Origin of the sequence: Azospirillum sp. A23, assembly GCF_042938965.1 — a bacterium.
Lineage (GTDB): Bacteria > Pseudomonadota > Alphaproteobacteria > Azospirillales > Azospirillaceae > Azospirillum > Azospirillum melinis.
Genome location: NZ_CP170668.1, coordinates 101,557 through 124,920, shown reverse-complemented (window position 1 = coordinate 124,920; position 23,364 = coordinate 101,557). Strand labels below are relative to the sequence as shown.

Annotated in this window: 19 protein-coding genes; 11 read left to right on the top strand and 8 right to left on the bottom strand. The window is 67.6% G+C overall.

The genetic code is table 11. The features are described from left to right. Nucleotides 1–30 precede the first annotated feature (30 nt). Nucleotides 31–957, bottom strand: a complete 927-nt coding sequence (locus ABNQ40_RS31055; RefSeq protein ID WP_391349242.1) for a dihydrodipicolinate synthase family protein — start codon at nt 955–957, stop codon at nt 31–33. 56 nt (nt 958–1,013) lie between these two features. Then, nucleotides 1,014–1,895, bottom strand: coding sequence for an SMP-30/gluconolactonase/LRE family protein (locus ABNQ40_RS31050; RefSeq protein WP_391349241.1), 882 nt, complete (start codon nt 1,893–1,895; stop codon nt 1,014–1,016). A gap of 213 nt (nt 1,896–2,108) precedes the next feature. On the opposite strand from ABNQ40_RS31050, the gene ABNQ40_RS31045 reads away from it, so the two are divergent. From ABNQ40_RS31045 to ABNQ40_RS31015, 7 genes are all read left to right on the top strand, one after another. Further along, nucleotides 2,109–3,101: a LysR family transcriptional regulator gene (locus tag ABNQ40_RS31045; RefSeq protein WP_109048180.1), complete on the top strand. Its 993-nt coding sequence runs from the start codon at nt 2,109–2,111 to the stop codon at nt 3,099–3,101. Nucleotides 3,102–3,266: 165 nt separating this feature from the next. Continuing rightward, a complete protein-coding gene (gene chvE, locus ABNQ40_RS31040; protein ID WP_109048181.1) occupies nt 3,267–4,358 on the top strand; it encodes a multiple monosaccharide ABC transporter substrate-binding protein in 1,092 nt (363 codons plus the stop codon). Nucleotides 4,359–4,454: 96 nt separating this feature from the next. Next, on the top strand, nt 4,455–6,035 hold the full coding sequence (gene mmsA / locus ABNQ40_RS31035) for a multiple monosaccharide ABC transporter ATP-binding protein (RefSeq protein WP_109048182.1): 1,581 nt from the start codon (nt 4,455–4,457) through the stop codon (nt 6,033–6,035). Further along, entirely contained in the window at nt 6,032–7,231 is a 1,200-nt protein-coding gene (gene mmsB / locus ABNQ40_RS31030; protein ID WP_109048183.1) for a multiple monosaccharide ABC transporter permease, read from the top strand. Before mmsA ends, mmsB begins: the two co-directional genes overlap by 4 nt. Nucleotides 7,232–7,279: 48 nt before the next feature. Continuing rightward, nucleotides 7,280–8,218: a Gfo/Idh/MocA family protein gene (locus ABNQ40_RS31025; protein ID WP_109048184.1), complete on the top strand. Its 939-nt coding sequence runs from the start codon at nt 7,280–7,282 to the stop codon at nt 8,216–8,218. Between the two features lie 42 nt (nt 8,219–8,260). Next, nucleotides 8,261–10,282 carry a methyl-accepting chemotaxis protein gene (locus ABNQ40_RS31020; RefSeq protein ID WP_109048185.1) on the top strand — a complete coding sequence of 674 codons (2,022 nt, stop codon included), beginning with the start codon at nt 8,261–8,263 and terminating at the stop codon, nt 10,280–10,282. 92 nt (nt 10,283–10,374) lie between these two features. Then, complete coding sequence (locus ABNQ40_RS31015; RefSeq protein ID WP_109048186.1) at nt 10,375–12,201, top strand: IlvD/Edd family dehydratase; 1,827 nt, start codon at nt 10,375–10,377, stop codon at nt 12,199–12,201. 376 nt (nt 12,202–12,577) lie between these two features. On the opposite strand, the gene ABNQ40_RS31010 is transcribed toward ABNQ40_RS31015, so the two are convergent. Then, entirely contained in the window at nt 12,578–13,234 is a 657-nt protein-coding gene (locus ABNQ40_RS31010) for a hypothetical protein (protein WP_109048187.1), read from the bottom strand. A 603-nt stretch (nt 13,235–13,837) separates the two neighbouring features. Here ABNQ40_RS31010 and ABNQ40_RS31005 point away from each other — a divergent pair. After that, nucleotides 13,838–15,358: a ribonuclease J gene (locus ABNQ40_RS31005; protein WP_247879586.1), complete on the top strand. Its 1,521-nt coding sequence runs from the start codon at nt 13,838–13,840 to the stop codon at nt 15,356–15,358. An 88-nt stretch (nt 15,359–15,446) separates the two neighbouring features. Here ABNQ40_RS31005 and ABNQ40_RS31000 read toward each other — a convergent pair whose 3' ends face one another. The 3 genes from ABNQ40_RS31000 to ABNQ40_RS30990 all read right to left on the bottom strand — a co-directional run bounded on the left by ABNQ40_RS31000 (nt 15,447) and on the right by ABNQ40_RS30990 (nt 19,401). Beyond that, the gene (locus ABNQ40_RS31000) at nt 15,447–17,252 is read right to left on the bottom strand and encodes a carbon starvation protein A (protein WP_109048189.1); all 1,806 of its coding nucleotides are present in this window, start codon (nt 17,250–17,252) and stop codon (nt 15,447–15,449) included. 160 nt (nt 17,253–17,412) lie between these two features. Continuing rightward, nucleotides 17,413–18,174: an SDR family oxidoreductase gene (locus ABNQ40_RS30995; protein ID WP_109048190.1), complete on the bottom strand. Its 762-nt coding sequence runs from the start codon at nt 18,172–18,174 to the stop codon at nt 17,413–17,415. A 30-nt stretch (nt 18,175–18,204) separates the two neighbouring features. Beyond that, nucleotides 18,205–19,401 carry an MFS transporter gene (locus tag ABNQ40_RS30990; protein ID WP_199235243.1) on the bottom strand — a complete coding sequence of 399 codons (1,197 nt, stop codon included), beginning with the start codon at nt 19,399–19,401 and terminating at the stop codon, nt 18,205–18,207. A gap of 148 nt (nt 19,402–19,549) precedes the next feature. Between ABNQ40_RS30990 and ABNQ40_RS30985 the strand changes: the two genes are divergently transcribed. Together ABNQ40_RS30985 and ABNQ40_RS30980 are read left to right on the top strand one after the other, a co-directional pair. Further along, a complete protein-coding gene (locus tag ABNQ40_RS30985; RefSeq protein WP_109048192.1) occupies nt 19,550–20,446 on the top strand; it encodes a LysR substrate-binding domain-containing protein in 897 nt (298 codons plus the stop codon). 159 nt (nt 20,447–20,605) lie between these two features. Continuing rightward, nucleotides 20,606–20,800, top strand: a complete 195-nt coding sequence (locus ABNQ40_RS30980) for a hypothetical protein (protein WP_109048193.1) — start codon at nt 20,606–20,608, stop codon at nt 20,798–20,800. On the opposite strand, the gene ABNQ40_RS30975 is transcribed toward ABNQ40_RS30980, so the two are convergent. Next, on the bottom strand, nt 20,748–21,695 hold the full coding sequence (locus ABNQ40_RS30975; RefSeq protein ID WP_109048194.1) for a YihY/virulence factor BrkB family protein: 948 nt from the start codon (nt 21,693–21,695) through the stop codon (nt 20,748–20,750). The two genes, ABNQ40_RS30980 and ABNQ40_RS30975, sit on opposite strands and share 53 nt — an antisense overlap. A gap of 263 nt (nt 21,696–21,958) precedes the next feature. Here ABNQ40_RS30975 and ABNQ40_RS30970 point away from each other — a divergent pair, with 263 nt between their 5' ends. Continuing rightward, complete coding sequence (locus ABNQ40_RS30970) at nt 21,959–22,651, top strand: aspartate/glutamate racemase family protein (protein WP_109490738.1); 693 nt, start codon at nt 21,959–21,961, stop codon at nt 22,649–22,651. Here the strand turns inward: ABNQ40_RS30970 and btsR are convergent. Then, nucleotides 22,626–23,342 (bottom strand): two-component system response regulator BtsR, encoded by a 717-nt coding sequence (gene btsR, locus ABNQ40_RS30965; protein ID WP_098735575.1) that lies wholly within the window; start codon nt 23,340–23,342, stop codon nt 22,626–22,628. The genes ABNQ40_RS30970 and btsR overlap by 26 nt on opposite strands. Nucleotides 23,343–23,364 lie beyond the last annotated feature (22 nt).

The window sequence follows — 23,364 nt, the reverse complement described above, 5'->3', positions numbered from 1 at the left end:
TTAACTCGAACGCCGCAACCCGGCCGCCGCTCAGCGCGCCCAGCGCAGCACGAGCGGATCGAGACGCTTCGCGGCGTCCAGCAGCCCGTCGCGGCTGATCGGGTGCGGGTTGGCCGTCGGGTGGCGCATCGCGTCGGACGCGATGATGCCGCCCTCCTTCATCAGGATCTTGGCGGTGGCGATGCCGCACTGGCGGTTTTCATGGTTGATCAGCGGCAGCCAGCGCCCATAGGCCGCCACCGCCGCCTCGCGGTCGCCCGCCAGATAGGGATCGACGATCTGGCGGATGCCGTCCGGATAGCCGCCGCCGGTCATCGCCCCCGTCGCCCCGGCGTCGAGGTCGGCCAGGAGCGTGATCGCCTCCTCGCCGTCCCACGGCCCCTCGATGGCGTCGCCGCCCAGCTCGATCAGGGTGCGCAGCTTGGCCGCCGCCTGCGGCACCTCGATCTTGAAGTAGGAGACCTGCGCGATCTCCCGCGCCATCCGCGCCAGCAGCGGGGCGGACAGCGGGGTGCCGCTGACGGGGGCGTCCTGGATCATGATCGGGATGTCGATGGCATCCGACACGCGGCTGAAGAACTCGACGATGCCGGCTTCCGGCACGCGGATGGTGGCGCCATGGTAGGGCGGCATCACCATCACCATCGCCGCCCCGAGATCCTGGGCGCGGCGGCTGCGGTCGGCGCAGGCGCGGGTGCTGAAATGGGTGGTGGTGACGATCACCGGAACCCGGCCGGCGACATGGGCGAGGATCGTCTCCATCAGCAGCGTGCGCTCGTCGTCGGTCAGCACGAACTGTTCGGAGAAGTTGGCGAGGATGCACAGGCCGGTGGAGCCGGCGTCGATCATGAAATCGACGCAGCGCTTCTGGCCGTCGAGGTCCAGTTCTCCCGCTTCGGTGAAGATGGTGGGGACGACGGGGAAGACGCCGCGATAGGGGCGGGCGCTGGACAGCATGGCGGTAAAGTCCTTCCTCGAAATCGGATCGGCAGACAGAAGTCAGCAGTCAGGATTCAGCGCGACGGAGGCCCGAACTGTCCGGGCGGCAGGCCGCGGACACCGGGGTCGCACTCGAACAGCGCCCCGGCCAGCGGCTCGTCCGGCCGGCCGTGCGCCGCGGTGGTGATGAACAGCCGGTCCAGATCCGGACCGGCGAAGACGCAGGAGGTGACGCGGGAGACCGGCAGGGCGATGGCGCGGTCGAGCGTGCCGTCGGGGCGGAAGCGGCTGACGCGGCCGCCGTCCCAATGGCAGACCCACAGCCCGCCCTCGGCGTCGCAGGTCATACCGTCGGGATAGCCGTCGGCCTCGGTGAAGCGGATGTGGACACGCTTGCCCGACAGGCTGCCGTCGGCGCCGATGTCGAAGGCGTAGACCGTCCGCGCCGCGCTGTCGGTGTGGTAGATCGTCCGCCCGTCCGGCGCCAGCGCCGGCCCGTTGGCGACGGTGTAGCCCTCGTCGACCGGCGTGACGGCGCCATCCCCGTCGATGCGGTAGAAGCTGCCGGCGGGCGCCTCCTCCGCATCGTCCATGCTGCCGACCCACAACCGGCCGTCGCGGTCGGCCTTGCCGTCGTTCAGGCGGTTGCCCGGCTTGTCCGGCTCGATCCGCGCGATCTCCTCACCGACGACCGCCTGGCCCGGCTCCAGCCGCAGCCGGACCACCCGGCGCGAGCGCAAGCCCGCGATGAGGCCGTCGCCGTCGGCGCTCTCCACCAGCCAGCAGGCGGCGTCATCGAGATCCCACCCCGCCTGCGATCCATCGGACAGGCCGTGGCGCAGGATGCGGGATCCGCGGATATCGACGAAATAGACGGCATCCTGCCGTGGGGACCAGAGCGGACCTTCCCCAAGCACAGCCCGGGCCTGCCAGACGCAACGCGCTTCCTGCGCCATCCCGCTTAACTCCCCCTCGCTTCGCTCTTCTCGTTCCGGAGTTCGCCCCCGGCAAATCGCCGTCACCGGTGAATTTTTAAATTTGTTGACGGCGCAAACGATAAGAGGCCTCTTGATAATCGTCCAATACGAAGATCGGCGCTTGCGATACCAAATGTCGTATCCCGACGTCTGCTATCAAGTCGCCGCCGCCCCATCGGAGGCCGCACCCCCGTGACCCCCCAACGTTTTCCGCCGAACTGGTTCCAGAAGGCGCGGCTGAAGCTGCGCCATCTCCAGCTGTTCGCGGCGCTCGACGAACACCGCAACCTGCACCGCGCCGCCGCCAGCCTGAACATGTCGCAGCCCGCCGCCTCCAAGCTGCTGGGCGACCTGGAGGAGACGCTGGGCATCGAGCTGTTCGACCGCCATGGCCGCGGGATCGAGCCGAACTGGTACGGCAGCCTGATGATCCGCCACGCCCGGATGATCCTCAGCGAGTTGCAGGAGACGGGCGAGGAGCTGAACGCCCTGCTCGCCGGCCACAGCGGCCGGGTGTCGATCGGCACGGTGATGGCCCCGGCGGTGGAGCTGGTGGTGCCGGTCATCAGCAGCCTGACCCGCGACCACCCCAACCTGAAGATCGCCGTGGCGGTGGAGACCAGCGACGTGCTGGCCGACCGGGTCCACCAGGGGGTGATGGATTTCGCCATCGGCCGCCTGCCCGGCCATTACGATCCCACCGCCTTCGAGTATCAGGAGATCAGCAGCGAGGAGCTGTGCTTCATCTGCCATGACACCAACCCGCTGCTCCGGCTCGGCCGTCCGCTGACTGCGGCGGATCTGTCCGACGCCACCTGGATCCTCCAGCCCGTCGGCACCCTGCTGCGCGACCGGGTAGAGGCGCTGTTCCGCGCCGAGGGCGCCCGCCTGCCGCACAAGGTGATCGAGAGCGCGTCTCCGGTCATCTCGATGGCGATGGTGGCGGAAACCGAGTCGATCACCGTCTTCGCCCGCGCGCTGGCCCAGGTGTTCTCGCCCAGCGGCTGCTGCGCGATCATGCCCTTCCACAAGCGGTTCAGCGTCGAGCCCTACGGCATCTTCTGGCTCAAGGACCGGCCCTTGTCGCCGGGTGCCCGCACCGTGCTGTCGGCCGTCCGCGCGGCCTCGGAACTCAAGATGCGCCTCGTCGCCGCCAGCCCCGCCGCCACTGTCGCAGCACGGTGACGATCGATACCGAAATGCATATCGATTTGCCGAATAATCATATTTGACAGTTATGGGAAAAGGGAGGATTGCTAGGGACACCAACCATCGCGTCCAACGCCATCCGCGCCACAGAACGCGGGGGCGGCGTATCGCGTGCCGTAGTAACGGGGAGGATTCCGGTCCATGTCGTCTGCCAAGCGCACTTCCTTCAGCTCCAAACTGGCCGGCCTCGCCGTCGGCCTGATCGTCGTCGCCGGCGCCGCTGCCGTCCCGGCCATGGCCCAGGACAAGCCGACCGTCGGCATCGCCATGCCGACCAAGTCCTCGGCGCGCTGGATCGACGACGGCAACAACATGGTCAAGTATTTCCAGGAGAAGGGATACAAGACCGACCTGCAATATGCAGAGGACGACATCCCCAACCAGCTCGCCCAGATCGAGAACATGGTCACCAAGAACGACAAGGTTCTGGTGATCGCCGCCATCGACGGGACGACGCTGACCGACGTGCTGCAAAAGGCGGCGGAGCGCGGCGTGAAGGTCATCGCCTACGACCGCCTGATCCGCGGCTCGGCCAACGTCGATTACTACGCCACCTTCGACAACTTCCAGGTCGGCGTCCTCCAGGCCTCCTACATCGAGAAGGCGCTCGGGCTGAAGGACGGCAAGGGCCCCTTCAACATCGAGCTGTTCGGCGGCTCGCCCGACGACAACAACGCCTACTTCTTCTACAACGGCGCGATGTCGGTGCTGCAGCCCTACATCGACAGCGGCAAGCTGAAGGTCGGCAGCGGCCAGGTCGGCATGGACAAGGTGTCGACCCTGCGCTGGGACGGCGCCGTCGCCCAGGCCCGCATGGACAACCTGCTGAGCGCCTATTACGGCAACAAGCGGGTGGACGCGGTGCTGTCGCCCTATGACGGCCTCAGCATCGGCATCATCTCGTCGCTGAAGGGCGTCGGCTACGGTTCGGCGGCGCAGCCGATGCCGGTCGTCACCGGCCAGGACGCCGAGGTGCAGTCGGTCAAGTCGATCCTGGCGGGCGAGCAGCGCTCCACCGTCTTCAAGGACACCCGCGAGCTGGCGAAGGTCACGGTCGGCATGGTCGACGACCTGCTGGCCGGCCGCACCCCGCAGGTCAACGACACCAAGACCTACGACAACGGCAAGAAAATCGTCCCGTCCTACCTGCTGAAGCCGGTCAGCGTCGACTCCTCGAACTGGAAGCAGGTCCTGGTCGACGGCGGCTACTACAAGGAATCGCAGATCAAGTGAGTGAACGGCGCGGGAGCGGGGCGCCATCCGGCATCCCCTCCCGCGCCTCGCCTTGCGGAAGGTCGGGCGGTCGAGGGACATCCCGGGGGTTTATCCATGGACAGCATTCTTGAGATGCGCGGCATCACGAAGACGTTTCCGGGCGTCAAGGCTCTGGACAACGTCAACCTCTCGGTCCGCGAGGGGGAGATCCACGCGCTGATCGGCGAAAACGGCGCCGGAAAATCGACGCTGATGAAGGTGCTGAGCGGCGTCTATCCGCACGGCACCTACGAGGGCGAAATCCGCTTCGGCGGCCAGCCCGTCGCCTTTCGCGGCATCGCCGACAGCGAGAAGCTGGGCATCATCATCATCCACCAGGAACTGGCGCTGGTCCCGCTGCTGTCGATCACCGAGAATCTGTTTCTCGGCAACGAGCAGGCGAAACGCGGCCGGATCGACTGGGTCGCCGCCACCGCCCGCGCGCGCGAACTGCTGCGCATGGTCGGGCTGACCGATTCGCCGGAGACGCTGATCACCGACATCGGCGTCGGCAAGCAGCAGCTGGTCGAGATCGCCAAGGCACTGTCCAAGCAGGTCAAGCTGCTGATCCTGGACGAGCCGACCGCCAGCCTGAACGAGAGCGACAGCGACGCGCTGCTGGCTTTGCTGCTGCGCTTCAAGGAGCAGGGCATCTCCTCCATCCTGATCTCGCACAAGCTGAACGAGATCGCCAAGGTCGCCGACCGCGTCACCATCCTGCGCGACGGCACCACGGTGGAGACGCTGGACTGCCACGACGCGCCGATCAGCCAGGACCGCATCATCAAGGGCATGGTCGGCCGCGACCTCGCCGACCGCTATCCGCGCCGCACCAGCAACCCGGGCAGGATCCTGTTCGAGGTGAAGGACTGGAGCGCCGATCACCCCATCCATCCCGGCCGCCGCGTCGTCAAGGACATCGACCTGCATGTCCGCCGGGGCGAGGTGGTGGGCATCGCCGGCCTGATGGGCGCCGGCCGCACCGAATTCGCCATGAGCCTGTTCGGCCGCTCCTACGGCCGCAACATCCGCGGCCAGGCCTTCCTCGACGGGCGCGAGATCGACGTGTCCACCATCAGCAAAGCGATGGGCAATGGCCTCGCCTATGCCACCGAGGACCGCAAGCATTACGGCCTCGTGCTCGACAACGACATCCGCCACAACGTGACGCTGGCCAATCTGGACGGCGTCGCCAAGCGCGGCGTCATCCACCACGAGCGCGAGATCGAGGTCGCCAACGAGTTCCGCCGCCGCCTGCGCATCCGCTGTTCGGACGTGTTCCAGCAGACGGTCAACCTGTCCGGCGGCAACCAGCAGAAGGTCGTGCTCAGCAAATGGCTGTTCGCCGACCCGCAGGTGCTGATCCTGGACGAGCCGACCCGCGGCATCGACGTCGGCGCCAAATATGAAATCTACACCATCGTCAACCAGCTGGTGGCCGAGGGCCGCGGCGTCATCCTGATCTCCTCGGAACTGCCGGAGCTTCTGGGTGTGGCCGACCGCATCTATGTGATGAACGAGGGCGCCCTGGTCGCCGAGATGCCGGCGGCCGAGGCCAGCCAGGAAAAGATCATGCACGCCATCATGTCGTCCGCCTCGAAAGCCACGGCAGCCCGCGCCGCCGTCGCCGCTGCCGCCCGGGAGTCCCTGCAATGAGCGCCGAACTGAACCTGCCGGCCGCGCCGCCGCGCCAGGCCTCGATGGCCAAGTTCCTGAAGAGCCACATGCGCGATTACGGCATGCTGATCTCGCTGCTGGCGATCGTGGCGTTCTTCCAGTACATGACCAACGGCACGCTGCTGCAGCCGCTGAACCTGACCAACCTCGTCCTGCAGAACAGCTACATCGTCATCATGGCGCTGGGCATGCTGCTGGTGATCGTCGCCGGGCACATCGACCTGTCGGTGGGCTCCATCGTCGGCTTCATCGGCGCGCTGGCCGCCATCCTGATGGTGCAGTTCCACTGGCACTTCATCCCCACCGCCATCGTCAGCCTGTTGGCGGGTGCCGCCATCGGCGCCGCCCAGGGCTATTGGGTCGCCTATTTCCGCATCCCGTCCTTCATCGTGACGCTGGCCGGCATGCTGGTCTTCCGCGGCCTCAGCCTCGCCCTGCTGGCCGGACAGTCGGTCGGTCCCTTCCCGGTGGAGTTCCAGCGCCTCAGCTCCGGCTTCATCCCGGACATCTTCGGCACCGAGGGCTTCCACACCACCACGATGGTGCTGTGCCTGGCGACCCCGGCGATCCTGATCGCCTTCAGCGTCGCCGCCCGCCTGCGCCGCCACCGCTTCGCCATCGAGCAGGAGCCGCTTGTCCTGTTCCTGCTGAAGAGCGCCGGGCTGTTCGCGGTGGTCGCCTATGTCGGCTGGCTGCTGTCGACCTACAAGGGCCTGCCGAACGTCCTGATCATCATGGCGCTGCTGATCGGCATCTATGCCTTCGTCACCCGCGACACCACCATCGGCCGGCGCATCTACGCGCTGGGCGGCAACGAGAAGGCGGCCAAGCTGTCGGGCATCGACACCCGCCGCCTGTCCTTCTACACCTTCGTCAACATGGGCGTCCTGGCGGCACTGGCCGGCCTGATCTTCGCCGCCCGCCTGAACACCGCCACGCCGAAGGCCGGCGTGTCCTTCGAGCTGGACGTGATCGCCGCCTGCTTCATCGGCGGCGCGTCGGCCTCGGGCGGCGTCGGCCGGGTGACCGGTGCGGTGATCGGCGCCTTCATCATGGGCGTGATGAACAACGGCATGTCGATCGTCGGCATCGGCATCGACTGGCAGCAGGTCATCAAGGGTCTGGTGCTGCTCGCCGCCGTCTGCTTCGACGTCTACAACAAGGGCAAGGCCTGACGGTGGTCCTGTGACCGCCGCCGACCTTCCCCGACCGGACATATCGCCATGACGCTCCCCACCCTCGGACTTGTCGGTCTGGGAAAGATCGCCCGCGACCAGCATATCCCGGCCATCGCCGCCACCGGCCTGTTCAAACTCGCCGCCGTGGTCAGCCCGGACGGTGCGACTGTTGACGGCGTGCCGAGCTTCCGCTCCCAGGCCGACATGCTGGCGGCCCTGCCCGGCCTCGACGCCGTGGCGCTCTGCACCCCGCCCGCCGTCCGCCACGGCCTGACGGTCGAGGCTCTGCGCGCCGGCTGCCATGTTCTGATCGAGAAGCCGCCCGCCGCCACCCTGTCGGAGCTTCACGATCTGGCGGCGGAGGCGGAGACCGCGCGCCGCACCCTGTTCACCGCCTGGCATTCGCAGTTCAACCCGGCGGTGGAGGAAACCAAGCGCAGGCTGGCGGATGCCGACATCCGCAGCGTCGCCATCACCTGGAAGGAGGATGTGCGGCGCTGGCATCCGGGCCAGGACTGGATCTTCGCGGCGGGCGGTTTCGGCGTGTTCGATCCCGGCATCAACGCCCTGTCGATCCTGACCGACATCCTGCCGGCCCCGGTCTTCGTCCGTTCCGCCGACCTGCATGTGCCGGCCAACCGCGACACACCCATCGCCGCGACGCTGGAGATGGGGGCCGCCCCCGGTTCCCGCATCGGCCGCGTCACCGCCGACTTCGACTTCCTCCAGCAGGGCGAGCAGACCTGGTCGATCGTCATCCACACCGCTGATGGCCGCCTCGACCTCACCCATGGCGGCACCCGCCTGTTCGCGGACGGCGTGCCGGTGCTGGCCGAGCCCGACACCGAGTATCAGCGCATCTACCGCCACTTCCACCGGCTGGTGACGGACGGGGCGAGCGATGTGGACGGCCGTCCGCTGTCGCTGGTCGCCGACGCCTGCATGGTCGGCCGCTGGCACCGCACCGACTCCTTCGACTGGTAGCAGCCCCCCGCAACAGGGCCCCACAACTGGGAGGTCCCCCGCATGCCCACCGCAGCCGGCATCAAACTCGGCACCCGCATCGGCCACCGGATCACCGCCGGCAGCGCCGGCATCCTGCTGTTCCTTGCCGCCGTCGCCGGCGTGGGCATCAATGCCCTGTCGGAGACGGAGACGGTGGTGCGCCGCAACGGCGTGCTGGCGGAACAGGTGGTCGATCTCGGGCGCATGCAGACGCTGATGCTGGACATGCGGCTGAAGACCGCCGCCTTCCTGCTGAACGGCCGCGACGAGGATGCCGACGCCGTCGCCTCCCTGTCGGCGGAGGCCGCCAACCTCGTCGCCGCCGTCGACCGGCGCCTGTCCGGCAGCGGCGATACCGCGGCAGTGCAGCAGATGAAGGCCCGCGTCGCCCAGTATCGCGACAGCTTCGCCGCCGTCCGCGAGGCCCACGGCCAGCGCAGCGAGGCGGTGGCCGAGGTGGCGAAATTCGGGTCGAAGCTGCAGACCATGCTCAGCACCATCCTGACCAACGCCAAGAGCGGCGGCAATGTCGAGGCCCTGAACCTCGCGGCCCAGGCGGCGATGCATGTCCAGGCCGCCCGCACCGTCGCCGCCCGCTTCCAGGGCGAGGGCAGCGCCGGCCTCGCCACCGCGACGAAGACCGAGCTGAAGACCGCCGCCCAGAATGGCGACGCCATGGCGAAGACGGTGACCGACCCGGCGCTGCGCGGTCTGGTGTCCGCCTTCCTCAAGACGCTCGACGGCTATGCCGCCGGCTTCGATCGGCTGGTGGAGACCACCCAGCGCCGCGACGCCCTGGTCAACGACACCCTGACCCCGCTCGGCACCGCCATCGGCGATCAGGCGCGCGGCCTGACCGACCAGGGCATCGCCGACGAGCAGCAGCTGCGCGCCGACACCACCTCCGACATCGCCGGCTACCGGCAGGCGATGGCCGCAGCATCCGCCGCCGGGCTGATCCTCGGCCTTGCCGCCGCGCTGCTGATCGCCCGCAACCTGTCGCGCCCGGTGGTCGCCATGACCGACGCCATGACCCGGCTGGCCGGCGGCGACCGCTCGGTGATCGTCCCCGGCCTCGACCGCCGCGACGAGATCGGCGGCATGGCCAAGGCGGTGCAGGTCTTCCAGGCCGGCCTGATCGAGGCCGACCGCATGGCCGCCGACAAGGCCGCCGAGCATGAGACCCGCGTCCGCCGCGGCGAGCGCATCGACCGCCTGACCCGCGAGTTCGAGCGGATGGTGGAAAGCACGCTGGGCCGCGTCGCCAGCGCCGCCATCCAGCTCCAGTCCACCGCCCGGACCATCCAGTCGACCACCGACGAGACCAGCCGCCTTGCCGGCGACGCCGTCCGCAGCTCCGGCGAGACCACCGGCAGCGTCGAGACGGTGGCCGCCGCCGCCGAGGAACTGGCCGTCTCCATCGTCGCCATCAGCCAGCATGTCGCCCACAGCGCCGAGGTGACCGAACAGGCGGTCGGCATCGCCCGCGTCACCGACGAGACGGTGCGCAGCCTGACCGGAGTCGCCCGCCAGATCGGCGACGTGGTGCAACTGATCGGCTCCATCGCAGCGCAAACCAACCTGCTGGCGCTGAACGCCACCATCGAGGCGGCGCGGGCCGGCGAGGCGGGCCGCGGCTTCGCCGTGGTGGCGAACGAGGTCAAGAGCCTCGCCGCCCAGACCGCCCGGGCGACCGAGGAGATCGAGGCGCAGATCGCCGCCGTCCAGCGCGTCAGCAGCGAGGCGGCCGGTGCCATCACCGAGATCGTCAAGGTCATCGGCGAGGTCAACGAGGTCTCCGGCACCATCGCCTCCGCCATCGGCGAGCAGCGGGCGGCGACCAGCGAGATCAGCGGCAGCATCCAGCGCGCCGCGCGCGGCACCCAGGATGTCCGCGACACCATCGCCGGCGTGACCCACGCCTTCCAGGCCACCAGCGACGCCTCGCGTCAGGTCAAATCCGCCGCCGACGGCCTGTCCGGCGAGGCCGACGACCTGCGCGGCTGCGTGTCGCGCTTCCTGGCCGACATGCGCGCGGCCTGACCCGATCCCGGCCTCAACAGGGCCAAAGAGACGCAACCACAACTCCGGCGCCGGGCCTACGGTCCGCGCCCCAACCTGAAACCGGTGTCGATATGTCCGAGACGAAGCCCCCCTTCCCGCCCAACGCTGACGGTTCAGAGCGTCGCCTGCGGTCGCGCGCGTGGTTCGACAACCCCGCCAATCCCGACATGACCGCGCTCTACCTTGAGCGCTACCTGAATTTCGGCCTGACGCGCGAGGAGCTGCAATCCGGCGCGCCGATCATCGGCATCGCCCAGACCGGGTCCGACCTCAGCCCCTGCAACCGCCACCATCTGGTTCTGGCCGAACGACTGCGCGAAGGCATCCGCACCGCCGGCGGCATCGCCATCGAGTTCCCCGTCCACCCGATCCAGGAAACCGGCAAGCGGCCGACCGCCTCCATCGACCGCAACCTGGCCTATCTCGGGCTGGTCGAGGTGCTGCACGGCTATCCGCTCGACGGCGTCGTGCTGACCATCGGCTGCGACAAGACCACGCCGGCCTGCCTGATGGCCGCCGCCACCGTCAACATCCCGGCCATCGCGCTGTCGGTCGGCCCGATGCTGAACGGCTGGTTCCGCGGCGAGCGCACCGGCTCCGGCACCATCGTGTGGAAGGCGCGCCAGATGATGGCGGCCGGCGAAATCGACTATCAGGGCTTCATCGAGCTGGTGGCCTCCTCGGCCCCATCGACCGGCTACTGCAACACCATGGGCACCGCGTCGACCATGAATTCGCTGGCGGAGGTGCTGGGCATGCAGCTTCCGGGATCCGCCGCGATCCCCGCCCCCTACCGCGAGCGCCAGCAGGCCGCCTATGAGACCGGCAAGCGCATCGTCGAGATGGTGCGCCAGGACATCAAGCCGTCGGACATCCTGACCCGCGACGCCTTCCTCAACGCCATCGTCGTCAATTCGGCCATCGGCGGCTCGACCAACGCGCCGATCCACATCAACGCCATCGCCAAGCACATCGGCGTGCCGCTGACGGTGGACGACTGGCAGACCCACGGTCTGGGCGTGCCGCTGCTGGTCAACCTCCAGCCGGCCGGCGAATATCTGGGCGAGGACTTCCACCGCGCCGGCGGCGTGCCGGCCGTGGTCGGGCAGCTGATGACCCAGGGCCTGATCCGCGAGGATGCGCCCAACGTCAACGGCCGCAGCATCGGCGAGAACTGCCGCAACACCGAGATCCTCGACACCCGCGTCATCCACCCGATCGACGACCCGTTGAAGATCAACGCCGGCTTCGTCGTGCTGCGCGGCACCCTGTTCAACGCCGCCATCATGAAGACCAGCGTGATCTCCGATGAGTTCCGCGAGCGCTACCTGTCCAATCCCAAGGATCCCGAAGCCTTCGAGGGCAAGGTCGTCGTCTTCGACGGTCCGGAGGACTATCATCACCGCATCGACGACCCGTCGCTGGGCATCGACGCCTACACCATCCTGGTCATCCGCGGCGCCGGCCCCATCGGCTATCCCGGTGCGGCGGAGGTGGTGAACATGCGTCCGCCCGCCGACCTCATCAAGCAGGGCATCCATTCCCTGCCCTGCATCGGCGACGGCCGCCAGTCCGGCACCTCGGGGTCGCCGTCGATCCTCAACGCCTCGCCGGAGGCGGCGGCCGGCGGCAATCTCGGCCTTCTGCGCAGCGGCGACCGCGTGCGGATCGACCTGCGCCGCGGCAGCGCCGACATCCTGATCTCCGAAGCGGAGCTTGCCGACCGCAAGGCCACCCTGGAGGCGGCCGGCGGCTACCCCGCCCCGCCGTCGCAGACCCCGTGGCAGGAAATCCAGCGCGGCATCGTCGACCAGCTGGACGAGGGCATGGTGCTGAAGCCGGCGGTCAAGTACCAGCGCGTGGCGCAGACGATGGGGATCCCGCGCGACAACCACTGAGGCCGGGAGCTTCGGGGGTGGATGCCGCCCTCCTGCAGTGCGGGAGGGCGGTCGCCATCGGCACAGAGCCGGCACGGACCTTCGAAAGGGAATCGGCTTCACGCTTCAAACCGGGTTCGGTTTTGTCCGACCGATCCAAACGCACGGCGTTATAGGAGCTGGATTCCGACAGACTCCACCTGCAAGCGGCGCGCGTGCAGCAACTGACCGCAAGGCGGTTCGACAAAGATCGATCCGGATTGGACTTTGCACGCTACCGGGACGCAGCAGGTGTATGCTTACAAATTATGGAACAAGGCGCTCCCCCTGATCCGCTCCACTGAAGAACTTCTCCGCCGGGGCAGATCACCACCCCGGCGCGCTCAGGCAAAAACAATCAAAATATCACGACATTCAGGGCCTTCTTGAAGTCCTTCAGAAAAGCTGCCACTTCTTCCGCGGCCTGCTTGTCGTCCCAGGCCGCCAATGACTTTATGTTCTTTTCAATGTCGGGCTTGATCTCCATGTCCGTCTTGCGGTTTGCAAATGCATTTGCCGCTCCCAATTTATCATGATGCCCGTCCGATTTTTTGGCCTCGTCGGCCAATTTTTTGAGCAACGGAATCATTTTTGAATCATCCATGGCAACAGCAAACAATGCTTTGTTCTTAGTCTTATTGTCTTTCAGCATCTCCGCCCACTCCTTCCCGAGCAACCTCGGATTCACTTCGTGAGATTCGTGGGTGATGCATTTGCAGAAATTATCGAGGGCTTTGAGCCCGTCCTCTTTTTCCTTTTTTGTAGCAGTCAACCTGGCTTTCAGTTTCTTACCCAAAGCTTCCGCCTGGGCCAGAACCTGCGACATTACGGATTCGACCACCTTGTTTTGCTCGGACCACAGCTTGGAGTAGGACTTGTACTCGACAACGTGCGCATCGACTTCTTTCGACAGAACGGCGAACTTGTTGCTGAACTTGTATTTCACCAAATGCGCACGGTGTTTCTTGATGAGGCCATCCCACTCAGTCAGAAGATCCTCAAGGTTCTTTGCCATTTCTACCCTCGATGACACAATAAAATTGGCGAAAGGGGCGAAGCACAACCTCTCTCCCGTCGCAGTAATCCCGTTATAAATCCATCGCATTTTCAGCCAAACAGACGAACCATCCAAAATGGGGCTTCTCACAGCCGCCAGTGTCCGGACTGATAATCAATGGACTACAGTTACCGCGACATGGACGGGGACGCACGGCCATGGAGGAGTCAATCATCCACGGGGGGGGGTGCCACGGGGGTCAAGACGAAGTCGCGTTCCTGGGCTTTGAATCGCAACGATCCCACCCGGAGAAGTCTCTTATGGGTCCAGCCCCCAATAGCAGGATCGAACCTTCGGCGCTCTGTCCCGGTCGATTGGGATCACTCCGCCCACGCATCCCAGCAATGTCCCACCATTTCGTGTGACCTTTTATGCATGCCCTTGACGTGCGTCATGCTTTGCCCACATAAGCCCTGACGAAACATTCGGTCCCAGTCGTCCGACGGCCGCCGCACGGCGCCTCCGGCAGGGGCCTTTCCACACCGGGATCCGCATCGACGAGCGATGCACGCCCGTCCGGCAGCGTCGAATGCCGGCCTAAGTGAGACGTACGACAGAGGCATGACGTTTGATTCAAAGCGGCGCCGGATGGCGCCGAACAACCGCGCACGCAACCGCAACCCGCGTCCGCGTGACGACTTCGACGGTTCCCGCCCTCCGGCCACTCCGGTCCATGGCGGCGGACCCACCGGCCCGGTTCCGGGCAAGGACGAGATCCTGTTCCTTCCGCTGGGCGGCTGTTCCCGCATCGGCATGAACATGGCGCTCTACGGCCATGCCGGCAAATGGCTGATCGTCGATGCCGGCGTCGCCTTCGTCGGCGACGAGATGCCGGGCATCGACAGCCTGATGGCCGATCCGGCCTTCATCGAAGAGCGGATGCAGGACGTCGTCGGGCTGGTGGTGACCCACGCGCACGAGGACCATATCGGCGCGATCCACCATCTGTGGCCGCGCCTGCGCTGCCCGATCTATGCCAGCCCCTTCGCCTCCCACATCATCCGGGACCGGCTGAAGGAAAAGGGCGCCCACCGCGCCGCCAAGGTGCAGACCTTCGAGATCGGCGACACGCTGACCATCGGTCCCTTCCGGATCGAGACCATCGCCGTCACCCACTCGATCCCCGAGCCGATGTCGCTGGCAATCCGCACGGCGGCCGGCACGGTCCTGCACACCGGCGACTGGAAGTTCGATCCCAACCCGCTGGTCGGCCGCAGCACCGATTTCGCAGCCCTCAAGCGGCTGGGTGACGAAGGGCTGCTCGCCATGATGTGCGACAGCACCAACGCCGACGTGCCCGGCTCGACCGGGTCGGAGGCCGACGCCCGCGCCGGCCTGATCGGCGCCTTCGCCAACCGCTCGGGCGCCATCGCGGTGACCGGCTTCGCCTCCAACGTCGCCCGCATGACCGCGGTGGCGGAAGCGGCGGCGGCGGTCGGGCGCAAGGTGGTGCTGGTCGGCCGCTCCATGCTGCGCATGGAAAAGGCGGCGCAGGCCTGCGGCTACCTCGACCATGTGCCGGACTTCATGGATGTCCGCGAGGCGTCCTGGACCCCGCGCGACAACCTCGTGTTCCTGTGCACCGGCAGCCAGGGCGAAGAACGGGCGGCGCTCAGCCGTCTGGCCCGCAACGAGCATCGCGAGCTGTGGCTGGAAGAGGGCGACACCGTCATCTTCTCCGCCCGCGCCATCCCCGGCAACGAGGAGGCGCTGGCCGAAATCCACGAGCATCTGCGCGGCATGGGCGTCGAGATCGTCACCCCGGCCGATGCGCCGGTCCATGTCTCCGGCCACCCGAAGCGCGACGACCTCGCCCGCATGTATGGCTTGGTCCGTCCCCGCTTCGCCGTGCCGGTCCATGGCACCATCGAGCATATGGAAGCCCATGCCCGCCTCGCCCGGACCTGCGGCGTCGAGCGCGCGCTGGTTCCGGAGGACGGCGACATCCTGCGCATCGCCAGGGAAGGCACCCGCGTCATCGGCCGCATCGAGCCGAAGCGCCTCGCCAACACCGGGCGGGAGCTGATCGCCTGGATCCCCGCCGAACTGCCGGCGGAAGAGACGCTCGTCGCGGCGGCCTGATTGCCGCGGAAGCGCCGGACGGACGAAAGCGAACGGGCCCTGTGGAACACTCCACAGGGCCCGTTCGCATTTTACGACACCTGAACCGTCATTCGGCCGGGGTGGCGACCATCGGAACCTCGATGGCGCGGGCCTGGAGCAGTTCCTTCCACTTGCGGAAGGCGGCGATCAGGATGATGAAGCCCAGCGTCAGCATGATGATCGAGATGCCGGCGTTGAAGGGGTTGTAGCCCTTGGCCGCCTTGTTCAGATAGACGTTGGCGATCATCCAGTAGCCGGCGACGTTCACCGTGACGAACAGATAGGCCAGCGGGACCAGGCAGGTCAGCATGTAGATCCGCTTCTGGGCCAGCCGCAGGATGATGGTGGCGCCGATGATCAGGCCGACCGAGGCCATCAGCTGGTTCGACACGCCGAACAGGGCCCAGACCGAGTTGATGTCGCCCGAGGTCAGCAGATACCCCCAGGCCACGCAGGCGATGACGCTGGCGATGATCGAGCCGGGGACCCAGTCCAGCCGCTTCATCGGGGCATAGACGTCGCCCAGCAGGTCCTGGATCAGGTAACGGGCGACGCGGGTGCCGCTGTCCACGGCGGTCAGGATGAACACCGCCTCGAACATCACGACGAACTGGAAGAAGTAGGAGGCGAGGCTGTTGAACCACGGAACGCGGGTGAAGATTTCGGTCATGCCGACCGCCAGCGTCACCGCACCGCCGGTCCGGCCGTAGAGGTCGAGGCCGATATCCTGGCTCAGCCGCGGCAGGTCCACCACGATCATCCCCAGGGCCTTGAAGGCGGCCGGCGCGGAGTTGATGGCGAAGTAATCGGCCGGATGCAGGGCGGTGGCGGCGATCAGCGCCATGACGCCGACCAGGCATTCCGCCAGCATGCCGCCGAAGGCCACCGGACGGATGTCGCTCCACTTGTCGATCAGCTTGGGCGTGGTGCCCGACCCGATGAAGGCATGGAAGCCGGAGATGGCGCCGCAGGCGATGGTGATCGAGATGAAGGGCCAGACCGGGCCGTTCAGCACCGGGCCGCCGCCATGGATGAAGTCGGTCAGGGCGGGGAAGCGGATCTCCGGGTTGATGAAGACGACGCCGACGACCAGCGCGCCGAACACGCCGACCTTCATGAAGCTGGACAGATAGCCGCGCGGGGTCAGCAGCAGCCAGACCGGCAGGGCGGTGGCGAAGAAGGCGTAGATGGGCAGGATGACGGCGACCGTTTCGGCATGCAGCGTCAGCCACTCGCCCAGCAGCGTGCCCTGGATGTAGGGGCCGGCGAAGACCGAGGCGGCGATGGCGGCGATGCCGACCTGGGTGGCGCCCTTGGACGAGCCGGTGATCTTCTCGTAGAGGCCGAGCGCGATGGCGATGGGGATCGTCATGAACACCGCGAAGGCGCCCCAGGCGTTGCGTTCCAGCGCATGGACGACGACCATCGACAGGCCGGCCATGGTGATGGTGATGATGAACAGCATCGCCAGACCGGTGCACCAGCCTGCCACCGGGCCGAGTTCGGCCTTGGCGACTTCGGACAGCGACTGTCCCTTGTGCTTCATCGAGGCGAACAGCACGACGGTGTCATGCACCGCACCGCCGACCACACAGCCGATCAGCAGCCACAGGAAGCTCGGCAGGTAGCCGAACTGGGCGGCCAGCACCGGACCGACCAGCGGGCCGGCGGCGGCGATGGCGGCGAAATGCTGGCCGGCATTCACCCATTTCTTGGTGGGCACATAGTTCTTGCCGTCCGCCAGGATGTGGGACGGGGTGACTTCCGAATCGTCGGCACGGAGAACCTTGCGCACGAAGAACACGCCGTAGAAGCGGTAGCAGAGCGCAAGAATGCAGAGTGTCGCGATCACAAATGTTAGGGCGTGATCCATGACGGCTCTCCTGAAAGGGATATGCCGCCGGTGTAATCCCGCCGCTTGCTCCTGTGTGGTGGAATGCCGCGAGCGGCAGCCGGGAGATGCTGAGCGGCAGCCGGCAGGGGGCGAGCGGCGGCGCCCAAATGCTCCGTTTGCCGCCCTGCCCCGCCTCCGCTCACTTGCCGCCGGTGACGTCCAGGAAGGTGCCGGTGATGAAGGAGGCTTCGGGGCCAGCCAGCCACAGGATCGCCCGCGCGACCTCCTCGGGCTGGCCGCCCCGTCCCATCGGGATCGAGTCCTTGACGCGGTCCACCCGTCCCGGCTCCCCGCCGCTCGCATGCATGTCGGTGTAGATGTGGCCGGGACGGATGCAGTTGACGCGGATGCCGTCCCGCGCGACCTCCTTGGAGAAGCCGATGGTGAAGGTCTCCAGGGCGCCCTTGGAGGCGGCATAGTCGACATACTCGTTCGGGCTGCCGAGCCGGGCCGATGCCGACGAGATGTTGATGATCACGCCGCCCCGCCCGTCGTGGCGATGCGACATGCGCTTGGCCGCCTGCTGCGCGCAGAGGATCGGGCCGATGGCGTTGACCGCGAAGATGCGCTGCATCCGCTCGAAGCCGAGATCCTCGGTCCGGCACTGGCGCGCGAGCACCGCGGCGTTGTTGACCAGGACGTCGATCCGGCCGAACTCGCGGTCGATTGCGTCGAACAGCGCGGCGACCTGCACCGGATCGGCACTGTCGGCGCGCACCGCCAAAGCGCGGCGCCCCAGGGCTTCGACATCCGCCACCACGGCATGGGCGGCGGCCTCGTCGGAGACGAAGCTGATCGCGACGTCGTAGCCCTGGGCGGCGGCGAGCCTTGCGGTCGCAGCGCCCATGCCGCGCCCGCCGCCCGTTATCAGGATCAGCGGGGTTTGAGAGACGGTGGTCATTGCGAGGATCTCCTTATGGCAAGGGAACGGTCAGGCGGAGCGCGGCAGGCCGGACTCGCCATGCGGCTCCGCGGCGGAGGCGTTCAGGTATGGCCTCAGCATCAGGACGAGCGGGACGATCAGGGCGGCGGTCGCCGCCGAGGCCAGCACGCCGGTGGTCTGGCTGCTGTGGTCGGCGATGGCGCCGTAGAGGATCGGGGCCAGCCCGCCGGACCCGATGACGCTGGTGTAGAAGACCGCGAAGGCCCGGCCGGTATCGCCGTTGGACAGCTCCGGCACCGTGCCGTAGAGCACCGAGGAGGTGCCGTTGAGCACGATGCCGAGCAGCGGCAGCAGGACCAGCGTCGGCGTCAGCGAGGTGAGCAGCGTCGCCGCGATCAGCAGGGCCGTGGCGGCTTCGGTCACCATGACGCAGCCGACCACCCCCAGCCGCTCCCCGAGCAGGCTGCATGTCGCCTTTCCCAGCGCGCCGCCGATGAACAGAAGGGCAAGCGCCAGTCCGACCGTCGCCGAATCCCCGCCCTGGCCATGGATGAGGAAGGGCAGGAAGAGCAGATAGCCCATGCGGGTCGCGGTATCGAGCGCGCCGATCGCCGTCAGGATGCCGAAGCCGCCGCGGCCGCGCCCCGCAGCCTTCGTCTTGGCTGCCCGGACGATGGGGGTCGCCGGCAACAGCGGCAGCAGGGCGACCGACAGGACGAGCCCGATGGCCGCCATCAGCCCCAGCACCGGCTGCCAGCCGACGGTCGGCAACAGCACGGCGACCAGCGCCGGCAGCGCCGCCTTCCCAAGATCGCCCGAGAAATTGTAGATGCCGAGCGGATGGCGCGATGCCGCGCCGTAGCTGACGGTGACGAGCATCGAGCCGCAGGGGTGCTGGATGCTCGATCCGATGCCGGCGACGACGAGGCCGACGCACAGACCCGGCAGGCCGAGCGGCAACGCCATGATCAGCAGGCCCGCCGCAGCAAGGACGGTCGACAGGATCAGCGCCGCCCGCGGCGACAGGCCGCGAAGGGCCCGGTCGGCCGGGATTTGCAGTCCCCCCATCGTTCCGGAGTAAAGGGCGCGGATGACGGCAAGCATCGCATAGGACAGGCCGAACTGCGCCTGCCACACCGGCAGGAAGACATAGAGGGCGTCGGTGTAGCCGTCATGCACCGCATGGGCAAGACACGCACCTGTCAGGCTTTTCTTCTTCTCCGTCCACCACTGTCTCGGATTCATCTTCACTGGCTTTCCCGGCGGCGCCACAGGCATTGCCCGGCTGGTCTGAATGGGCAGGCAGGGTATACCCGTGACGATTCATCGACTAGTATGCTTTGAATCACGGATAGCGTTCGTTTTCCTCACGGGTTTCCCCAAAGGATCGCTCATGCGCCGCCTTCCTCCGCTGAACGCCCTGCGCATCTTCGAGGTCGCGGCCCGGACCGGCAGCTATGCCGAGGCGGGGGCCGAACTCGGCCTCACCCATGGCGCGGTGAGCCGGCAGATCGCCGCGCTGGAAAGCTGGCTCGGGCAGAGGCTGTTCACCAAGGAGGGGCGCCGCATGGTGGCGACGCCGATGGCGCGGATTTTCGCGTCCGAGGTCGGGCTGTCCTTCGACCGGCTGGCCGTCGCGGCAGAAGCCTGCGGCCGGCCCGACGCGCGGCGCATCCTGCGGGTCAGCGCCCCGACCAGCTTCGCGATGCGCTGGCTGATCCCACGGCTCGGCCGCTACCATGCCGGCCATCCGCAGGTCGAGGTGGCGGTCACGACGGTTTCGACCGTGCTGGAGGAACTGCGCGGCGGCGTCGATGTGGCGATCCGGCGCGGTGCCGCGCGGGAGCATGTGTGGCCCCAGCACCGCGTCGTTCCGGTGCTGGACGATGTGGACACGCTGATCGTGAGCCCGGCGCTGTTCGCGCGGCGGCCGATCCGCAAGCCCGCCGACATCGAGGGCCACACGCTGCTGGCAAGCGAAACCCGTCCGGGCGATTGGACCGGCTGGCTCGAAGCGGCAGGGCTCCAGCATCTGGCCGGGCATCCCCGCCAGATATTCGATCACTTCTTCGTCACCCGTCAGGCGGTGGAGGACGGGCTCGGCATCGGGATCGGCCCGCTGCCGATGCTGGACATCGACATCGCCAACGGAAAGCTGATGACGCCGCTGCCGGAGATCAGGGTTCCGAGGACGGGGTACGTGGCGCTGGTTCCACCCCAGGCCGATGCGGGGAAGCTGGTCGCCGGCTTCGTTGACTGGCTGGTCGGCGAGGCGCAGGGAGCGGTGTGACCGCGAGCTGGCGGCATGACCCCAAAACCGCTCAGGCCCCGGAATGCGCCGCTCGGGCCGCCGGAGCGCCGCTCGCCGGAAAGCGGCCCGGCGGGTGCGGCGATGGCGCTAGGGTGGGACGTCCCACAATGCCGCGCCGGCTTCCGACAGAGATCTCCGATGACCGCTTCCTGCCCCCGCACACCCCTGCGCAAGGCGCTTGCCAACCTGCGCCGCCTGTTCAACGACGACAGCTACGACCGCTACCGCGAGGCCCAGGCCCGCCTCGCTCCGGACGAGCCGCCGCTCGACCCCCGGTCCTTCAAGGCACGGCAGATCCTGATGACTCTGGGACGCGGCTGCTGCGGACGGTAGCCCCCTCCCCCACCCCGGGGCCGGCCTCGGGCTTCAGTCCGGGGAGCCGCGCCCGGCTGCCGCTGCGTTCCGAATAGGCGCGGGTGAGTTCCGCCCCGAACAGGAAGATGACCGCCGAATAATAGACCCACAGCAGGATCAGCACGAAGGAGCCGGCCGCGCCATACACCGTCACCACGCCGCTGGTGGCGATGTAGAAGCCGATCAGGAACTTGCCCACCGCGAACAGGAAGGCGTTCACCGCCGCCCCCAGCCAGACGTCGGCCCAGCGGATGTAGGCGTCGGGCAGGATGCGGTAGATCAGCGCGAACAGGCCGGTCAGCACCGTCCAGGACACCAGCACGTCGAACAGCCACAGCAGCGACGGCATCGCCGGCAGATAGGCCGAGGCCCAGCGGCCCGCCGCCGCCAGACCGGCGCTGACCACCAGCGAGACGATCAGCAGGAAGCCGATGGCGCCGATCAGCGCCAGCGCCTTCAGCCTTACCCGCACCAGCCAGGTGATGGTCGATTCCTGGGGGGCCGCCACCCGCCAGATGCGGTTCAGCCCGGCCTGAAGCTCGACGAAGACGGTGGTGGCGCCGACCAGGATGGTGCCGATGCCGATGATGCTGGCGACGATGCCGGTCTCCTTCGCGCCGGCCCGCGCGATCAGATCCTGCAGGGTCTGGCCGGCATCGTGCCCGACCAGCGCCGTCAGTTGATCGATCAGCGCGCCGCGCGCCGCCTCGTCGCCGAACACCAGCCCGGCCAGCGCGATCACCAGGATCGCCAGCGGCGCCAGCGAGAAGATGGTGTAGAAGGCGATGGAGGCCGCCATGCTCATCGCGTCGTCGTTCATCCAGCCATAGGTCGCATCGACGACGATCGCCCATCCCCTTCGCACGCTGCCCATCGCCCCCTCCCGTCCCGCACAGTCTCCCCCCGGTAACACCGGCGGCGGCCATTCGGTCATGGTCTTGGGCTCGACAGTCCGTTTCATCGCGGCCTACCCGCCCCACGGCTCCCCATGATAGGAAGGAAGAATCAGCGGCGAGCGGCCGTTGAACAGGTGAACAGCAGGCCGAAACCTGTTTCAGGCTGTTCCAAACGTTCCATCCGAAGCCAGGACAGGAGACCCGCCCGGTGTCGCAGAAGGTGATCGGCCTGATCGGGGGCATGAGCTGGGAAAGCTCCGCCGAGTATTACCGCATCGTCAACGAGGGCGTCCGCGACCGGCTGGGCGGGCTGCGCTCGGCCCGCTGCCTGATGTGGTCCTTCGACTTCGCCGAGGTCGAGGCGTTGCAGCATGCTGGCCGCTGGGACGACGCCACCGCCCTGATGATCGACGCCGCCCGCCGGCTGGAGCGCGGCGGCGCCGATTTCCTGCTGATCTGCACCAACACCATGCACCGCATGGCCGCCGAGGTGCAGGCCGCCGTCGCCATCCCGCTGCTGCACATCGCCGACCCCACGGCCGAGCGCATCCGTGCCGCCGGCCACCGCCGCGTCGGGCTGCTCGGCACCGCCTTCACCATGGAACAGGACTTCTACAAGGGCCGGCTGGCCGAGCGCCACGGGCTGGAGGTTCTGATCCCCGACGAGGCCGACCGCGCCACAATCCACCGCATCATCTACGAGGAGCTGGTCCAGGGCCGGGTCGAGGCGGCGTCCCGTCAGGCCTACCGCGAGGTGATCGCCCGGCTGGTCGAGCGAGGCGCGGAAACGGTCATCCTCGGCTGCACCGAGATCATGCTGCTGGTGAAGCCGGAGGACAGCGCCGTCCCGCTGTTCGACACCACCGCCATCCATGCCGAAGCGGCGGTGGATCTCGCCATCGCCGGCTTCACCCCATCCCCAGCCGTTCCTTGAGCGCCCCCAGGAAGCGCCTGCTGACCGGAACCGCATGTCCGCCGGTGGTCTGGATTTCCGCCAGCCCGCCATCGGCGAAGCGGATCTCCCGGATGCGGTCCGGGTTGACCAGATGCTGGCGGTGGCAGCGGAACAGCGGGCTCTTCTCCTGGATGGTGTGGAGCGTCAGCTCGGTGAAGCGCTCCTGCCCGTCCTCCCCCACCACATAGACGCCGGCGGGGCGGGAGACGACATACTCGACATCGGCCAGCTTCATCAGGGTGATGCGGTTGACCCCGGTGCAGGGGATGTGGCGCAGTTCCGCCGCCCCCGGCAGGACCGACAGCTCCTGCGGCGCATGCTGGCGGCGCAGCCGCTGCAAGGTCTTCGCCAGCCGCGCCGGATCGGCCGGCTTCAGCAGATAGTCGAAAGCGTGCTCCTCGAAGGCCTGGACGGCATATTCGTCGTGCGCGGTCAGGAAGACGATGCGCGGCATCCGCTCGGGATCGAGCATGCTCAGCATCTCCAGCCCGCTGACCCGCGGCATCTGGATGTCGAGGAACACCACGTCGGGCGCCTGCCGGTTGATGGCGCCGATGGCCTCGATGGCGTTGGCGCATTCGCCGACGATGCGGATGTCGGCCGCCTCCTCCAGCAGGCGGCGCAGCTCCTCGCGCGCCAGCGGCTCGTCATCGACGATCAGGACAGTCATGGCAGAGGGCATTGCGGAGGCC

What these genes read in the sequence shown, in the direction of transcription:
- ABNQ40_RS30990 (WP_199235243.1), bottom strand. Translation starts at nt 19,401, where the DNA reads ATGAATCCGAGACAGTGGTGGACGGAGAAGAAGAAAAGCCTGACAGGT.
- ABNQ40_RS30980 (WP_109048193.1), top strand. Translation starts at nt 20,606, where the DNA reads ATGACCGCTTCCTGCCCCCGCACACCCCTGCGCAAGGCGCTTGCCAAC.
- ABNQ40_RS31015 (WP_109048186.1), top strand. Translation starts at nt 10,375, where the DNA reads ATGTCCGAGACGAAGCCCCCCTTCCCGCCCAACGCTGACGGTTCAGAG.
- ABNQ40_RS31055 (WP_391349242.1), bottom strand. Translation starts at nt 957, where the DNA reads ATGCTGTCCAGCGCCCGCCCCTATCGCGGCGTCTTCCCCGTCGTCCCC.
- mmsA (WP_109048182.1), top strand. Translation starts at nt 4,455, where the DNA reads ATGGACAGCATTCTTGAGATGCGCGGCATCACGAAGACGTTTCCGGGC.
- ABNQ40_RS31050 (WP_391349241.1), bottom strand. Translation starts at nt 1,895, where the DNA reads ATGGCGCAGGAAGCGCGTTGCGTCTGGCAGGCCCGGGCTGTGCTTGGG.
- ABNQ40_RS31000 (WP_109048189.1), bottom strand. Translation starts at nt 17,252, where the DNA reads ATGGATCACGCCCTAACATTTGTGATCGCGACACTCTGCATTCTTGCG.
- ABNQ40_RS31020 (WP_109048185.1), top strand. Translation starts at nt 8,261, where the DNA reads ATGCCCACCGCAGCCGGCATCAAACTCGGCACCCGCATCGGCCACCGG.
- mmsB (WP_109048183.1), top strand. Translation starts at nt 6,032, where the DNA reads ATGAGCGCCGAACTGAACCTGCCGGCCGCGCCGCCGCGCCAGGCCTCG.
- ABNQ40_RS30975 (WP_109048194.1), bottom strand. Translation starts at nt 21,695, where the DNA reads ATGGGCAGCGTGCGAAGGGGATGGGCGATCGTCGTCGATGCGACCTAT.
- ABNQ40_RS30970 (WP_109490738.1), top strand. Translation starts at nt 21,959, where the DNA reads ATGAGCTGGGAAAGCTCCGCCGAGTATTACCGCATCGTCAACGAGGGC.
- chvE (WP_109048181.1), top strand. Translation starts at nt 3,267, where the DNA reads ATGTCGTCTGCCAAGCGCACTTCCTTCAGCTCCAAACTGGCCGGCCTC.
- ABNQ40_RS31025 (WP_109048184.1), top strand. Translation starts at nt 7,280, where the DNA reads ATGACGCTCCCCACCCTCGGACTTGTCGGTCTGGGAAAGATCGCCCGC.
- ABNQ40_RS31010 (WP_109048187.1), bottom strand. Translation starts at nt 13,234, where the DNA reads ATGGCAAAGAACCTTGAGGATCTTCTGACTGAGTGGGATGGCCTCATC.
- ABNQ40_RS31005 (WP_247879586.1), top strand. Translation starts at nt 13,838, where the DNA reads ATGACGTTTGATTCAAAGCGGCGCCGGATGGCGCCGAACAACCGCGCA.
- btsR (WP_098735575.1), bottom strand. Translation starts at nt 23,342, where the DNA reads ATGACTGTCCTGATCGTCGATGACGAGCCGCTGGCGCGCGAGGAGCTG.
- ABNQ40_RS30995 (WP_109048190.1), bottom strand. Translation starts at nt 18,174, where the DNA reads ATGACCACCGTCTCTCAAACCCCGCTGATCCTGATAACGGGCGGCGGG.
- ABNQ40_RS30985 (WP_109048192.1), top strand. Translation starts at nt 19,550, where the DNA reads ATGCGCCGCCTTCCTCCGCTGAACGCCCTGCGCATCTTCGAGGTCGCG.